Genomic DNA, 16,269 nt, shown 5'->3' on the forward strand with positions numbered 1-16,269 from the left:
ATCAACATCGGAAATACCATAATGATAAAACTTAACTCTGCATCCCTAAAAATTATCACGCTGGCTTTATTCTCCGCCGGTGTGCCCTATCAGGCGCTGGCCGCGAAATTAACCGTGGAGGAAAGACTCGAATTACTCGAAAAAGAGTTAAACGCCACCCGAAAAGAGTTACAGGAATATAAAATCGCCGCCGGTCAAACCCAACAACATACGGCGCCGAAACCTGGCGAGGTTAACGTGACGGTGGCCACCCCCCCACCAGAGTCCACCGAGAAAGCCTCCCATTCATCCACCGCTGCGGCCAATGACCGTCCTGACGCCACCGGCTCTTCGACGCCGATGACGCTCGACGATATCAGCCGCTACGTGAAAAACGACATCGGTTTTACCTACTCGGGCTATTTCCGCTCCGGCTGGGCCACCTCATCGCGCGGCGTGCCCAAGTCTTATGCGATAGGTTCTCTGGGGCGCTTCGGCAACGAGCACAGCGGCTGGTTTGACTTGATTCTGAACCAGCGCGTCTACGATCAGGATGGCAAAACGGCTCATGCCGTCGTCTGGCTCGATGGCAACGTGGGGCAGTCCTACAGCAACGGCGTGTTTGATTCCAGCAGTGATAACCTGCTGCAATTTTCCGATATGTACGTCACCACGACGGGCTTTATTCCCTTTATACCGGAGGCCTCGTTTTGGGTCGGGAAACATTATCTGAAAAATTATGAAATACAGATGCTGGACTGGAAAGCGCATAAGGCGGATTCGGCGGGCGCGGTGGGTCTGGAGAATATTGATGTGGGCGTGGGGAAATTGGATATGGCGTTACTACGTCAAGATCTGGATCTCTACAATAAGTCCTACACCTCCACCACGCAGGTGAATACCAATGCGATTGATATCCGCTACCGGGACATTCCGCTCTGGGATAAGGCGACGTTTGAAATCGATGGAAAATACAACACGGCAAATGAAAGCGACAGCCAGCATTCAAGCAATTATTTCGAATTAAAAGACGCGTGGCTGGCGACCGGCGTTCTCCGTCAGAAATTCGACAACGGCGGATTTAATGAATTCGCCCTCCAGTACGCCAGCAACTCGATTGCCAGTGGTTTCATGCGGATATCTGATGCCAATCCGGACTACGGCGATGGCAAATATTATTACGGCGAACATACCGGAGGAACGGCATTGCGGCTGATTTCGCAGGGAGAAACCTACCTGCATCCCGACGTGATTATGGCCAACGCGCTGGTCTATGGCCGCGGCAACGATCTGTACAGTTATGAAACCGGCGCGCATACCGATTTCGAAACGTTCCGTGCGGTCGTTCGTCCCGCCTATATTTGGGATCAATACAACCAGACCGGCGTCGAGCTGGCTTATTTTAATCAGACCAACAAGGCAGGCGGGGTCAACTATCGGGAGTCGGGATACAAAACTACGTTGTTCCACACCCTGAAGGTCAGCACCAGCATGCTGACCTCGCGCCCGGAGATCCGTTTCTACGCCAGTTATCTGAAATCGCTTGAAAACGGCATCTCTCAATTCAGCTTCGAGGACGACAAAGACGATCAGTTCAGCCTTGGCGTTCAGGCGGAAGTTTGGTGGTAATGCGGCGCAGGGATGTTATGGCGTTTTCACTTATGAGGATCTTTTGATGATTATCCGTAGAAATAAGAAACGTAGATGGACGCTGATGAACGGGGTTCTGGCTCTGGTTTTTCTCGCGCAGTGGAGCGCGTCGTCGCTGGCGGCCGTGCTGCCGTTTGAGGTCGCAGAGCATAAGCAAATCAGAGTCATGATCAGCAGCGATGCTAAAAACGAAGCGGACGACGATTTCGCCGTGGCGCATGCGTTGATGACGCCCACGCTGAAGGTGACGGGTCTGATTGCCGCGCACTACGCACGAACAGCACCGATGATGAAACGAGATGGCGCCAACAGCATGATGGAGAGCTACCGTGAATTGCAGCGGTTAACACAGGTGATGGAAAAAACGGGGGTGCCGGTTTATCGCGGGGCGACCGGTCCGCTCGAGGGCAAACCGGCTCTAAGCGAAGGGGCTCAGCAGTTGATCAACGAGGCGAAAAAAGACGATCCTCATCCGCTGTTCGTGCTGGTGCTCGGCGCACTGACTGATGTTGCCGCCGCGCTGCAGGCGGATCCCACAATCGCCCAGAAAATGACCGTGATTTGGATCGGCGGCATGCCTTATCCCAAAGGGGGTTGGGAATACAATATGTTTAACGATCCGCAGGCGGCGAATGCGGTGCTCCAGTCCAGCGTTCCGCTCTGGCAGGTGCCGCATAACGTTTATATGTCAGTCAGGGTTTCTCTGGCGGAGCTGGCTGCGCGCGTCAAACCGCAGGGCAAGGTCGGAGAGTATCTGTGGCAGCAGTTGCTCGACTTTAATCGGGAGATCTCGATGACATTGAAGGACGTGCCTTGGCCGAAGAGCGAAGTGTGGGTATTGGGTGATAATCCGTCGGTCGCCCTGTTGCTGGATGACCACGAATACCAGTATACGCTGCGTGATGCCCCGCGAATTAACGATGACCTGAGCTATGGCGCGCAGGAAAACGCCCGCCAGATCCGTGTTTACCATGCGGTGGACGGTCGTTTTACGCTGGAAGATTTCTACGCCAAACTGAGCTTGCTCTACGGACAGAAGGCAGCACAGGCACAGTAATCATCGGGCTAACCACGGTGGTTCTATTGTGTTTTCACGTCAACCCAGCATTAACGTCACCCAAGCCGTCACATAAAACGTGGCGGCTTTTGTTTAGCGCATCCGCCAGGCTTAAGAAGTTTTAGCGGGTCGACATCGTTCCCGTCAGAGGACTTGCCGCAAAACGTGATGTGGAGCGCTGAAGAAGGTGTCGCTCACTCTGGCGACGTTTATCTCTAAAGGTTCGGTCGCAGGGAAGTGACAGCGGCGTAGGTAAGTACGGGTAGGCGGCGACATCAGGGCGAATGATGCAAAAGCAAACAGAACAGGGAAAATAAGCAGAAATATCAGGAAAGCAGCGATAATAACGAGAGGGTAACTTGAAACATCGAGTATGCCGGGTAAACGGCAGCTGCCGGAGGCAGAAAGAATTGGTACGACCGAGTGGACTCGAACCACCGACCCCCACCATGTCAAGGTGGTGCTCTAACCAACTGAGCTACGGTCGTACAGGGTGCTTTGCATAAAATCTAGAGATAACTCATTGATTAAAATGCTTTTTCTTGCGTTCCAGTAACTGGAATGGACGTCATTATGGACTGCTCCAGCATGGATGGCAAGCCCTTTGTTCTTTCTCTTTATCAAGTGTCGAATCTTTGTCCGTCATTGTACAAAGATACGCCTGAGTAGGGTTGATGTGAGGGAGTTTTGTTCATTCGCACATCACTACCCCGGTTTTTGGGCGTATTACCGCATCTCATCAACACCACGTGGTAAAGAAAGCCTGTCGATTAATAGATAGCAACAAAATGGATGGCGGACGGAAAGTCAGAGGGGGGAATGAATAAACGCATAAATAATACGCGAACAGAAAGTTAAATTGATGGGTAATAAGAGAGCAGACCAGTGAAGTCCAGATTTAACCTACCATAATTTTTGTTAAGTGCTATGGTTTATGGGAATTGCTTAAACGATAAAAATTCATACTGTTCGATTTAGCCGCATTAAAACGGCTCTACTTGGTTTCTATTGCTTGCGGTATGGGGGTGGTAAACAATGGACTATGTGTTCCTGGTTGAGAATGAAATCATTTCTTATTCTCTACAGAATATCATTATCAGTAAAATAATGACGGATAGCGATAAGTGTTATGTCGCCGCGGATATCTGTGATTTAGTCAACAATCTGCAGCAGGAAAAAGAGCAGGTTTTTCTCATTGAAGTATTGCACGACTGTTCCATCATCTCCTCGCTGGTCGACGTAATAAAATACGTCAATAGCGGTAACAAGATTGTCCTCTTTAAAGATAGTCAGCCTGACCGGATGTTTCGCTATATCAATTACGATGCGATCATCGATTTAAAAAGTCCGATTGTTGAAATCATCTCCAAGATACAAGACGTCACGCACCACGCATCAGGCCCTTCCTGGGACGTGCAACTGCAAAAGCTCTCTCCCAGAGAGCAACTGGTGCTTCAGTATCTGTTGAAGGGGAAAAGCAACAAGGAAGTCTCTGGCCTTTTATGTTTGAGTGAAAAAACGATTAGCTGCCACAAGCAAAGCATGCTGCGAAAACTCAATATTAAAAGTATTATGGAAGCGTCTCAGCGCAGATAATTATTTATGTCTATAAGCGAGTGATTTATTAGAGCCGACAACTACTCATATTCATATACACGCCAATAAAACGTTTTTCATCGGGTGTCAGTTAACTCTCCTTGTTTAGCTAACGTGACATTTTATTTACAATGTTTTTATAAGCGTGGAAAATAATATAATTAAACATTATCTGTTCTATTTAAATGGATATTTTTTATCTTTTACTTAAATGTATTGATGGTGTTGAAATAATTAACTAACAAAAATGTTATGGTGTCACTTTAGGTTTTAAACATACGCCCGGTTGTAAGAGATGTGGTCAGGTTAATCAGACTTTCACATCTTATTCATACGTAACGAAAAATCCGTTCCTCTCGACCTATCCGAAGCGACAACACGCCGACGACATTCCATCGTCGGCGTGTCGCAGAGGGCTATCGCTGCATTCCCCAACGTTTGATCGTCACGCGTTCGATGGTGGCGAAGATCAGTGTTTCTACCAATAGCCCAATGATAATCACCGATGCCAGACCGGCGAAAACGCGGTCGGTGTACAGTTCGTTGCGGTTCTGGAATATGTACCAGCCCAGTCCGCCTTGCCCGCTGGAGGCGCCAAAAACCAGCTCGGCGGCAATGAGCGTACGCCAGGCGAACGCCCAGCCGATTTTGAGACCGGAAAGGATAGAAGGCAGCGCCGCCGGGATCAGAATATGCCAGACGTAGCGCAATCCTTTCAGTCCATAGTTGCGCCCGGTCATGCGCAGCGTCTCCGAAACGCCCAGAAAGCCGGAATAGGTATTTAATGCCATCGGCCATAAAACCGAATGTATCAGTACGAAAATGAGACTCTGGGTGCCTAGCCCAAACCACAGCAAGGCCAGCGGCAACAGCGCGATGGCGGGGAGAGGGTTCAACATTGAGGTCAGCGTAGACAGCAGATCGCGTCCCAATCGGGTGGAGACGGCCAGAGCGCTGAGCGCCAACGCCAGCGCAGTCCCAATCAGATAACCTTTCACCAGCGTACTCATGGAGATGGCGATCTTGGCGGGCAATTCACCGTTGCGGATATCCTCGACGAAAGCAGACGCCGCCTGAGTAAACGTAGGCAGCAGCAAATCGTTATTTTGCCAGCGAGCGGCGCCTTCCCACACTAATGCCAGCAGGATCAGCAATAGAGACTTGCGAACGGCGCTCAGATTCCACAGGCGGTTAAGCAGTGGCAATGGCTGGGCGACATTAATATCGGTCAGCGGAGCCAGCTCTCTCTGGTACTCCGGGCGAACAGGGGGAAGTTGACTCATCGTAAAACCTTTCATGTTATGAAGAGAAACATCAGCGCGAGTGTTGTCCGGCCAGCGCTCGAACGGGCGAGTGCGTCGACGAGGCCGGCGCCGGGGCTATTGGATGACCCGCCGGAAACAGCAGATCGTGAATGCGCCGCGCCGCCGCCTGAAACTCCTTGCCGCCCTCATCATGGTGGGAGAACTGATGACAATTCAGCTCTGCGCGCACCCGTCCCGGATGTGGTGAGAGCAGGAGAATACGATTACCGACCACCAGCGCTTCTTCAATGGAGTGGGTGACGAACAGCAGGGTAAAACGCACCTCCTCCCAGAGCTCAAGCAGCTCCTGCTGCATTTTGCGGCGAGTCAGCGCATCCAGCGCCGCAAACGGTTCGTCCATCAGCAGCACCTTGGGTTTCATCGCCAACGCGCGCGCAATCGCGACCCGCTGCTTCATGCCACCGGAAAGCGTATGCGGCCAGGCGTTGGCGAAGTCCGCCAGTCCCACTTTTTCCAGATAGTACATCGCCTGATCGCGCGCTTCAGCGGCGGAGAGTTTGCCGGTCACACGCAGCGGAAACTGCGTATTTTCGAGCACGGTTTTCCATGGCGGCAGTTGGTCGAACTCCTGAAAGACCATCATCCGTTCCGGACCCGGCTGCGTAATCGCCTTTCCTTCCAGCAGGATACGGCCGTCAACCGGCGGCAGAAAACCGCCGACGGCCTTCAACAGGCTGGACTTACCGCAGCCGGAGGGGCCGAGCAGAATAAAGCGTTCGGCCGGGAAAATATCGAAGCTGACGTCATGGGTCGCGCGTACCCGGCGCTCGCGGGTGGCGTATTCCAGTCCGACGCTCTCCACTTGTAACAGTGGGACGTCGGGGTGGATCGCGGCGTCACGATCCTGCGATAAATGCAAAGACATCTTGGTTTCCTCTCGTTGTTGTCCATCGCCGCTAAGGGCGTTGACCCCGCTTCGTTGCCCACATACGCCCGCCTGATCGCAAGGGTCGGGAGGGCGTAGACAGACGCCTCGGCAGCTTTTAGCTTCCCGAAGCGACGTGGGGATCGTCGAAGAAGTAATCCTTAACCGACTCAGGATTATTTTTCAGCGCGCCGACGCGGTACATGAACTGGCCCAGAGACAGCGTATTTTGCGGCGTGATGCTGAATTTGGATTCAGGGCTTTTGAGAATGCTGAGTAGCAGTTTGCGGTCAATTTTTGACTTGGTGATGCGGATAAAAGCGTCTGCCGCCGCTTCCGGATTTTTGGCGGTGAAATCCGCCGCTTCGGCCAGCGCATCGACAAAAATCTTGTACGTGCGCGGGTTCTCTTGGCGGAATTTTTCCGTGGTGTAAAGCACGACCGGCGACGTCGGCCCGCCCTGAACGTCATAGGAGTTCAGGACGATATGGGCTTTGGGATTGCCTGCCAGCTCCTGCTCCTGAAAAGGCGCGTTGGCGAAGTGGGCGGAAATCTCGGTGCCGCCACTGATGATCGCGGCGGTGGCATCCGGGTGCGGTACGGCGACTTGCAGTTTATCCAGACGGTTATACGCCTTGTCGCCCCAGAGTTTGGCTGATGCCGCCTGGAGGAAGCGAGACTGCACGGAGACGCCAACGGCGGGGACGGCAATGCGATCTTTATCCGTAAAGTCGGCGATCGTTTTGACGTTGGGGTTGGTGCTCACGAGATAGTAGGGGAAGCTGCCGGTGGCGAGCACCGCTTTGACGTTTTGCCGATTTCTGGTGCGGTCCCACAAGGTAAACAGCGGGGCGATGCCCGCGCCCGCGATATCGACCGATCCTGACAGTAACGCATCATTCACTGCCGCGCCGCCGGAGAGTTGTAGATAATCCACTTTGACATCCAGCCCTTCCGCTTTGGCATGTTTCTCTATCAGCTGTTTATCCTGCGCCACGTTCAGCAGGAGATAAACGATGCCGAATTGCTGTGCGATACGCAGCTGTCCTTCCGCCTGTGCCTGTAAAGGGATGGCTAGCGCTGACGTTAACAGCGCGACTGTGGTGGTCAAACCCTTAAACGTGCGGGAAAAACGCCGGGGGCGGCGAATATGAGTCCTCTGGTTTTTCATTCTCTGTATCCATTAAAAGTGTTTATGCCCTTCGGCCGAATGCACCCGTTTTCAACGGCGCAGACTGGGTAAAATAGCGATGGCCAGACGTCATTATTCATTCCGTCGTCGCGCCGATAACCGTCATTTTATTCAGTCTGTGAATCTGGCCGGTATAATGGTTTTAATTAAATGTTTTTATTACTTTAGTTTAATATACCCCGTTTTTATTAAGGTATAAGGCGCAGCATAAATGACCGTCCCCGCCTCGCTAAATCGCGTTTTGTAATAAGCTAGAGGCAATGGTTATTTCCTGCGGGAAAGTCTGTTTTGAGAGTGAATGAACCTATTTGTTTTGAACAGAGCCGATGTTTTATCAGCAGGGCTTCTCGTGATAACAATTTTATTGCTATGAAATTTAAGGGTTTTATATCTTTTCTCTGATGGCAGAAATTTAAAGGAGCGATATTCTGGTTGTATGACGGTCGCTAGTGTTGCCTTTATCGACATTCATAAAGGTATTTGCTTATTTTGTTTTTAGTTATCTATATTCCGGCATTGAAAATAGCCGCAATACCTAATCGAGCATGGCTAGCTATTTTTACGATCAAACTCGCCGGTCATGACGCCTGAAGCGAAATAATGAAGGTGGGGCAGGCGAAGATTTCTGAGCGTCGGTAATGAAAATGGATTTTAGGTTTAAACGATGCATTTCCGCCTCGCCGGTCTTTATGCTTCCCCAGCCTGACTATAGACGGCTGTTTCAATAGAAGTCCGCTTAATCACGTCGGAAGGGGGAACAAATCAAAATGCAGACAAATATTTTCTCCGACTACGCAATCGCTTTATACGCAAGCATCACTCGCAGACAAAAATAAAAGCCATTTTTTAATCTCTAACTAGGACGAACTGATTCCGATAATTCAATATTCATCACGTCTAAATAAGCTCGTGTTTTTTTCGCCTCCGTAGAAATAAAAATGAAATAATAACCATGTGTAAACATCTTTTATTTGTGTCTAAGCTTTTATTTTTAAACGAAAGTTAAACCAATAGCTTTTTATAAGTTATCAACCTACGGTCATCTGAAAAAAAACGGGAGATTGCACGAAGTTATTTTACTAGAGGGGGATTGTTTCGGAGCGTTATTTAAGTTTGAAAGTGTAACGCAATATAAATAGGAAGTGTAAGGCGGAAATAAATTCTTAGGCTACGAAAATGTACATTTCAGAAATTAAAAACGCATGAAAATGCGATTAATCCCGTTGCTTTCAGGCTTTTGCCCCTGAGTCAGCGCGGTGGATAGAGAGTGGTGATTCGTTTGTTTTTATATAAAGAATTGAATTTATTGAATTAATTCAAGAGTGGCTTAAGTGGAAATATTCGCTGATCTGGATATTAATCAGATGCGGGCAATATTAAAAAAAAGGTGTTTTCGTAATAGAACAATCGCCGGTAATTAATGGTTTTCCAATATGGACTTTTATTAAAAATAATCAAAAATAAAATTTGACGATACTTTAATCAGGCATTCTATTTGCTCTTGCTTAAATAAGTTTTTTATACCTATCATAGAAAAATAAAAATGAAGGAGCATTGTTTCTTACCCCTTGGGTATTATTGTTTATGAGATTTCCTCGTGAAATTATTACACCGGGCTTTTAACTCCAAGTTATTAAGCTACATCAGTGGCGAAAATTGAGACCCATTAAAAACTAATTCCGTGACGAAATTAATGGGTGGAATCTGCGTGGTAATTAGAAAGAGGAATGTTTTATGCCTGAAAAGGAACCCTGTCCACTGAGCGCTGCCCAACAGGAAGTTTGTTTCGCGATCGCAAAAGCCGAGCATAATTTTAATTATCATCTTTGTGACGTGCTCGAATTTAAAGGGCAGCTTAATAGTGCCTTGCTTGTTCAAACCATCAATACGGTGTGCCGGGAAGTCGATACCACGCACACCCAATACGAAATAGACCCTGCTTCCGGGCAATATGTCCAATATATCGTGCCTTGCCTGACACACGAGTACGTCCAGTGTGTCGACCTCACCGCGGAAAGCGACCCTGAGCCAGCCTATCAGGCGCTGTTGGATAATCTTTTGGATCACGATATGGACCTGTCTCATGCGCCCCTGATCCGCTATTGCCTCGTTAAAATCGCTGACGACCAGCATCGTCTTATAGAGATGGGAACGCACCTGATTCTGGATGGCTACAGTCATGGCATATTGTTCCGCCTGTTGGCCGAACATTACGGACAGCTGTTGCGCCACGAGACGCCTGCGCCACTGGTGCTGGAACCGTTGAAACGGGTGTATGAAGTGGAGCAGGTTTACCGCGGAAGTACGTCCTATCTGAAGGATCAGGCATACTGGCGCGCATATTGTCTGGATTTACCCGAAGTCACGCAGCTGGTGCCGGGCAGCGTGCCGCTGTCCAAGCTCAACCGCCTGCGTAATCGCTACACCGGGGAAAATCTGGACCGCCTGAGAACCGTAGCCGCCGTCGAATATCCGGAATTACGTTTATCGAGCATCCTTATTGCAGTCTGCGCAGCCTACCTACATAAAATGACGGGGGAGGACGAACTGGTTGTCGGTATGCCTGTCGCCGCCCGAAAAATGAAAGCGCTGCGCAACGTGCTGTCTATGGTCGCCAACATTCTGCCATTACATATCTCTTTCGACGCCGATTCCACGATCGTCTCTGTCGCCGCGGCTGTCCAACGGCAGCTGCGCCACCATTTGTTACACCAGGGTTACCGTTCGGAATCCATGATCCGCGATCTTTACGCCGAGCGCGGTCATAAGCCGCTGTTTAATACCTTGATCAATGTGATTGCCTATGACCAAAGCGCCCATTTCGACGGCTGTGAAATGTCGGTGGATAATGTGGCCTGCGGGCCGGTAGAACATCTGAGTTTCAATATATTCGACCGTAACAGCGACGGACACCTGGACTTTGGGTTCGACGCCAATGCGGATTTGTATTCGATGGAAGCTCTCGAGCTGTATTACCAACGGCTGGTTTCTTTGCTGGAGCAGTTTGTGGACGCGCCGGAAACGCGGGTCGCGGATTTCGACCTGCTGTTGCCCGGAGAGCGTGAACGCGTCTACCCTCTGCCGCCCCGTCCGGATGCGTTGCCGCTGTTCCCCGAAACGTTTGCCGAGTCTGCCCGCTCTCATGCCAATGAGATTGCGTTGGTGCAGGATAAACGTCAGGTCAGCTACGCCGAGCTGGACGAGGCTTCGCATCGCCTGGCCGCGTATTTGCAGGAGCGCGGCATTCGATCCGGCGACGATGTCGCGGTCATTGTCGCGCGTAGCGTTGAATGGGTAGTGACGATGGCGGCTCTGTTCAAACTGGGCGCCTGCTATATTCCGATTGTGCCGGAGTTGCCGGAAGGGCGTATCAGCTACATTCTGGCCGACGCCAAACCGGCCGCGGTGATTGTGGTGTCGGACAGTCCGCTGAACGCCGACGTCGATCCGTCTATCGTACTGCGTTTAACGACGGAAAAATTAGCTTCGCTGCCGCCGGCGACGCGTCCTCTGGATCGTTTCGATCCCGCAACGCTGGCCTACCTGATCTACACCTCCGGTTCAACCGGTAAACCGAAAGGGGTGGAAGTCACCCATCGTAATCTGGTGTCGATCGCGGGATCGGCGATTGCCGCGGCAAAACTACAGCCCGGCGTTCGGGTGCTGCAGTTCATCGCGGCAGGGTTCGATATGTCCGTACTCGAAATCTTCATGACGCTGCTTTCCGGCGCGACGCTGGTGATTGCGGATAAGGTTTCCGCCACGCCGGGCCGGGCGTTGGCATTGCTGATCAAGAGCAAAAACATCCACGCTTTGGTCATGACGCCGAGCTTACTGGCCTATCATCAGACGGAAGATTTCCCGCAGGGCATGACGTTGCTGCTGGGCGGGGAAGCTTGCACGTTAGCGCTCTTGGCGCGTTTCTCTCACTGCCGGTTGCTGAACGTCTATGGCCCGACGGAAACCTCGTTCGCCACCTCGATCAACGCCCATTACGGCTCCGGCGATCTCTCCATCGGCGAACCGACGGCCAATACACGCCTCTATGTCGTCGACCGGAATCAGCATCTGTTGCCGCCGGGCGCCTGGGGTGAGCTGTATATCGCCGGGCCGGGCGTCGCCAGAGGCTACCGCAACCGTCCGGATCTCACGGCGGAAGGTTTTGTTCCCGATTTGCAGGACGCCGAACGCCGAATGTATCGAGCGGGAGACCGCGTCTTCTTCGACCATCAAGGGCTCATCCACTATCAGGGCCGGAAAGATAATCAGGTTAAACTGCGCGGTCTGCGCATCGAGCTGGATGAAATCAAGAATGCGCTGCTGAGCTGTCAGGGCGTGGAAGATGCGGTGGCGATGCTCAAAGAGCTGGCCTATGGTCCGGCGATTGTCGCCTACGTCGCCAACAGCCAGCTGGAGCTGGACAGCGAAACGCTGAAGCTGGCCGTCGGCCGTCAACTGCCGCAGTACATGGTGCCTAGCGTGATTATGGTGGTCGAGTCGTTCCCGCTGACGCCCAACGGCAAGCTGGCCGTCCGCGAACTGCCCGAACCTATCATGCAGGATAACGTTGAACTGTCGCCGCCGCGCACATCGGAAGAAGCGTCGCTATGCCGCCTGTTCGCCGAGATCCTCGAATGCGACAAGGTTTACGCCAACCAGAACTTCTTCACGCTCGGCGGGCATTCGCTGCTGGGACTTCAGTTGATTAACCTGATCCGCGACGAGTTCGGAGTGCAGTTGGGCATCACCGATTTTCTCTCTTCGCCGACGCCGCGACAGCTGGCGCAACGCCTGCGAATCGCAGGCTGCGCCGCCGACCCGTTCGATCCTATTCTGCCGCTGCGCACGATGGGCGACCGTCCACCGCTGTTCTGCTTCCATCCCGGCGGCGGGATTGGCTGGGCGTTTGCCGGTCTGCTGCCTTATCTGCCGGACGACCAGCCGGTCTACGCGTTGCAGTCGCCGATCCTCCAGGATCCGACGCGAGTCATTCATTCCATAGATGAAATGGCGGTCGAATATCTGCGACGGATCCGGACGATCTGGCCGCACGGCCCGTATCAACTGGCCGGGTGGTCGGTGGGCGGCAACGTCGCGCTCCGTGTGGCTAATCTGCTACAGGCGGCGGGTGAGGAGGTGAGTTTCCTGACGATGTTCGACAGTTATCCGCTGCAAAACGGGAGAGACTCGCTGAAACTGGATGACGAGACCATCATTACGCGGATGACCCGAGCTATCTGCGGCGCGGCGAGGGGCGGGATGAAAGGCTTGAAGAGCGCGATGGAAGAGGCGCTCGGCGATCGCAGCATTCGCGAAACTTTCCTGACGCGTCTGATCGGCGATGCCTCGCTGATGCTGGACCTGCTGGAGAAATGTCGCTATCAACCGTTCCATGGCGACCTGCTCTTTATTCGCGCCTCGACCGATGTGTTGAGATCGCAGGAGCAACAGCCGGATCTCTGGTGCCCGTACGTCACGGGAAAACTGATCCAGTACGATGTGGATGCGACCCATGAGTGCCTGATGCAACGTCAGTACCTGCAACAATTCGGGCGTCAGTTCGCCGACGAGCTGTTAAAACGTCAGAACTGCACTGCCTGAGACTTTAGGACCCGAGATCAATAAGGCTCGCGCCGTTCAGGTCTATACGATCTGAACGGCGCTTTTTTTAACGTTCGCCGGAGAAATGGACCACCGGCTTTTTTTCTCTCAGTTACTTAAGTCGATCATGCTTGCCGACGAACACCACACAGCGTCAGGTTCCAACGAGCCTGACGCTTTGCTTATTAGTGGCTCTTCATTCCTGCCGCGGTCATCATCATGCGAAACAGCAGTGAGACCACGCCTAACGCCAGAATGCTCCCCGACCAGATAAGTACCATCCACAGCAGTCGTTGCCACAGCGGCGCACGAGGAGGAGCGGTGTTAGTTTCAGCCATATTGCCTCCGTGATTCTGTCAGTGATAACCCGCATCCGGTTTAATTTTTCCCCGGAAGACGTAATAACTCCAGAAGGTATAGATCAAAATGATCGGGATGATGACCAGCGCGCCGACCAGCATAAAGCGCTGGCTCTGCGGCGGCGCGGCGGCATCCCACAGGGTAATGGACGGGGGAATGAGATGCGGCCAGATACTGATGCCGAGTCCGCTAAAGCCGAGAAAGATCAGCCCCAGCGTGAGTAAAAACGGCGCGTAGTGCGCGTGTCCTTTCACTGCGCGGACAATCCCCCATGAACAGGCCAGCACCAGCAAGGGAACCGGCAGGAAGTAGAGCAGATTCGGCATGACAAACCAGCGTTCGGCGATCGCGTGATGCTCCAGCGGCGTCCACAGGCTGATAATGGCGATGATGACCAGTAGCGCGGCTACCAGCGGCGTCGCCAGCGCGGACATTTTACGATGCAGCTCATGCTCCGTTTTCATAATCAGCCACGTACAGCCAAGCAACGCATAGGCGACGACCAGACCGACGCCGCAGAACAGCGGAAACGGCGCCAGCCAACCTAACGCCGGACCGCTGTAGGCGCGTTCCGTGACGGCGAATCCGTCGAGGAATGCGCCGACGGCGACCCCTTGACTGAAGGTCGCGAGCAGGGAGCCTGCGATAAACGATTTATCCCAGAAAGGGCGGTGAGCGGGGGTGGCCTTAAAGCGAAACTCAAAGGCGACGCCGCGAAAGATGAGTCCGATCAGCATAGCCGTCAATGGGATGGCAAGCGCATCGATAATCACGGCGTAGGCGAGTGGAAAAGCGCCAAACAGCGCCGCGCCGCCCAGCACTAGCCACGTTTCGTTACCGTCCCACACCGGGGCGACCGTGTTGACCATCATGTCGCGCTCGCCGGCATCCTGATTAAAGGGAAACAGAATACCAATGCCGAGATCGAAGCCGTCCATCACGATGTACATCAGGGTGGCGAACACAATAATGGCGAACCAGATAAATGGAAGATCGATAACCACGCTATTTCTCCTCTTCGGACGTTAACGGTTCACGACTGGCCGACAACGGCCTTGACGGCGTTTGCGGTTTGCCCGGTCCGCCTTCCGGCGTATGAGTGCCTTCACCCGGCTGCGGCCCTTTTTTGATCAGGTGCATCATGTAGACGTAGCCGATGCCGAAGACTGAGCAATAGACCGCGATAAAGGCGAGCAGACTGATGCTCATATGCAGATCGCCGTGCGCGGATACCGCCGCCGAGGTGCGCTGGAGACCGTAGACTACCCACGGCTGACGCCCGATCTCCGTGGTAAACCAACCCGCAAGAATGGCGAGCAGTCCCGAAGGCCCCATCAGCAACGTAAACCAGAGAAAAGGACGCGACTGATAAAGACGGCGTTTAACGCGTAGCCACAGGCTAATCACCCCCAGCAGGATCATCAGCAGGCCCAGCGCCACCATGATCCGGAACGACCAGAAAATTACCGTGGAATTGGGGCGATCCGCTTTGGGAAAGCTTTTTAACGCCGGTACTTGTTTGTCCAGGCTGTGCGTCAAAATCAGGCTGCCCAGATAGGGGATTTCCAGCGTATATTTCGTGCGCTCTTCGTTCATGTCCGGCAGGCCGAACAGGATCAGCGGGGTGGCTTCGCCCGCCTGATTTTCCCAGTGGCCCTCGATGGCGGCGATCTTGGCAGGCTGATATTCCAGGGTGTTGAGACCGTGCATATCGCCCAGCATCGCCTGAATCGGCGCGACGATCAGCGCCATCCACAGCGCCATCGACAACATAGTGCGGATGGCCGGGGTATCGTTGCGGCGCAGCAGATGCCACGCGGCCGAAGCGCCGACGAAAAAGGCGGTGGAGAGGAAGGCCGCCGTGGTCATATGCAGCAGCCGGTAAGGGAAGGACGGATTGAAGATGACCGCAAACCAGTCGACCGGTACGACGACGGTATTAATGATCTGGTATCCCTGCGGCGTATGCATCCAACTGTTCGACGCCAGTATCCAGAACGTGGACATCAGCGTCCCCAGCGCCACCATGCAGGTGGCGAAAAAGTGCAGCCCCGGTCCGACGCGGTTCCAACCGAACAGCATCACGCCAAGGAAACCGGCCTCCAGGAAAAAGGCCGTCAGCACCTCATAGGTCAGCAACGGGCCGGTAATACTGCCCGCATATTCGGAAAAACCGCTCCAGTTGGTGCCGAACTGATAGGCCATCACCAGCCCGGAGACCACCCCCATCCCGAAGTTGACGGCGAAGACTTTCGACCAAAAGTGGTAGAGATCGCGATAGTCCTCGTTGCGGGTTTTGAGCCATAGCGCTTCCAGCACGGCCAGGAAGCTGGCCAAACCGATAGTGATGGCGGGGAAAATAATGTGAAAAGATACCGTGAACGCGAACTGTATCCTTGCAAGATGAAATGCATCTAATCCAAACATGTCTCGCCTCTTACTGAATGAACATCTCCACTTCCCCCTCTGGCCTGCGGTTTGTCCGTGAATATCCGCACAAACTGAAAGGGATGAGGGAGGGATAGCCTAATCTTAGGTCGGATTTGCCTATCCCGAGAGGGAAGTGTCTAAATACCCGTTTCAACGGTGGTATTCCATGAGCGGTAAACAAAGGCGAGGACGTGTGCGGTCAGGAAAATCGAAG

10 protein-coding genes and 1 tRNA gene are annotated in these 16,269 nt (G+C 52.8%); 4 read left to right on the plus strand and 7 right to left on the minus strand.

What is annotated here, in order from left to right; genetic code table 11:
• The first annotated feature begins 21 nt into the window (after nucleotides 1–21).
• Nucleotides 22–1,608 carry a carbohydrate porin gene (locus tag CKQ53_RS12640; protein ID WP_118895047.1) on the plus strand — a complete coding sequence of 529 codons (1,587 nt, stop codon included), beginning with the start codon at nucleotides 22–24 and terminating at the stop codon, nucleotides 1,606–1,608.
• 85 nt (nucleotides 1,609–1,693) lie between these two features.
• On the plus strand, nucleotides 1,694–2,686 hold the full coding sequence (locus CKQ53_RS12645) for a nucleoside hydrolase (protein ID WP_244200948.1): 993 nt from the start codon (nucleotides 1,694–1,696) through the stop codon (nucleotides 2,684–2,686).
• A 411-nt stretch (nucleotides 2,687–3,097) separates the two neighbouring features.
• Here the strand turns inward: CKQ53_RS12645 and CKQ53_RS12650 are convergent.
• Nucleotides 3,098–3,174, minus strand: a tRNA-Val gene (locus CKQ53_RS12650).
• A 547-nt stretch (nucleotides 3,175–3,721) separates the two neighbouring features.
• Here CKQ53_RS12650 and CKQ53_RS12655 point away from each other — a divergent pair.
• Nucleotides 3,722–4,282, plus strand: a complete 561-nt coding sequence (locus CKQ53_RS12655) for a response regulator transcription factor (RefSeq protein WP_085650821.1) — start codon at nucleotides 3,722–3,724, stop codon at nucleotides 4,280–4,282.
• 416 nt (nucleotides 4,283–4,698) lie between these two features.
• Here CKQ53_RS12655 and CKQ53_RS12660 read toward each other — a convergent pair whose 3' ends face one another.
• The 3 genes from CKQ53_RS12660 to CKQ53_RS12670 all read right to left on the minus strand — a co-directional run bounded on the left by CKQ53_RS12660 (nucleotide 4,699) and on the right by CKQ53_RS12670 (nucleotide 7,643).
• Nucleotides 4,699–5,565, minus strand: a complete 867-nt coding sequence (locus tag CKQ53_RS12660; RefSeq protein WP_085650820.1) for an ABC transporter permease — start codon at nucleotides 5,563–5,565, stop codon at nucleotides 4,699–4,701.
• Nucleotides 5,566–5,596: 31 nt separating this feature from the next.
• The gene (locus tag CKQ53_RS12665; RefSeq protein WP_094117997.1) at nucleotides 5,597–6,472 is read right to left on the minus strand and encodes an ABC transporter ATP-binding protein; all 876 of its coding nucleotides are present in this window, start codon (nucleotides 6,470–6,472) and stop codon (nucleotides 5,597–5,599) included.
• Between the two features lie 118 nt (nucleotides 6,473–6,590).
• On the minus strand, nucleotides 6,591–7,643 hold the full coding sequence (locus CKQ53_RS12670) for an ABC transporter substrate-binding protein (RefSeq protein ID WP_094117998.1): 1,053 nt from the start codon (nucleotides 7,641–7,643) through the stop codon (nucleotides 6,591–6,593).
• A 1,755-nt stretch (nucleotides 7,644–9,398) separates the two neighbouring features.
• Between CKQ53_RS12670 and CKQ53_RS12675 the strand changes: the two genes are divergently transcribed.
• Entirely contained in the window at nucleotides 9,399–13,265 is a 3,867-nt protein-coding gene (locus tag CKQ53_RS12675; protein WP_094117999.1) for a non-ribosomal peptide synthetase, read from the plus strand.
• A 185-nt stretch (nucleotides 13,266–13,450) separates the two neighbouring features.
• Here the strand turns inward: CKQ53_RS12675 and CKQ53_RS12680 are convergent, their stop codons facing one another.
• The 3 genes from CKQ53_RS12680 to CKQ53_RS12690 are packed head-to-tail and all read right to left on the minus strand — an operon-like array spanning nucleotide 13,451 to nucleotide 16,052.
• Nucleotides 13,451–13,603 (minus strand): DUF2474 domain-containing protein, encoded by a 153-nt coding sequence (locus tag CKQ53_RS12680; RefSeq protein ID WP_071999765.1) that lies wholly within the window; start codon nucleotides 13,601–13,603, stop codon nucleotides 13,451–13,453.
• An 18-nt stretch (nucleotides 13,604–13,621) separates the two neighbouring features.
• The gene (gene cydB, locus CKQ53_RS12685) at nucleotides 13,622–14,629 is read right to left on the minus strand and encodes a cytochrome d ubiquinol oxidase subunit II (protein ID WP_094118000.1); all 1,008 of its coding nucleotides are present in this window, start codon (nucleotides 14,627–14,629) and stop codon (nucleotides 13,622–13,624) included.
• 1 nt (nucleotide 14,630) lies between these two features.
• Nucleotides 14,631–16,052, minus strand: coding sequence for a cytochrome ubiquinol oxidase subunit I (locus CKQ53_RS12690; protein ID WP_094118001.1), 1,422 nt, complete (start codon nucleotides 16,050–16,052; stop codon nucleotides 14,631–14,633).
• Between the last annotated feature and the right edge of the window lie 217 nt (nucleotides 16,053–16,269).

The organism is Lonsdalea britannica, assembly GCF_003515985.1.
GTDB lineage: Bacteria > Pseudomonadota > Gammaproteobacteria > Enterobacterales > Enterobacteriaceae > Lonsdalea > Lonsdalea britannica.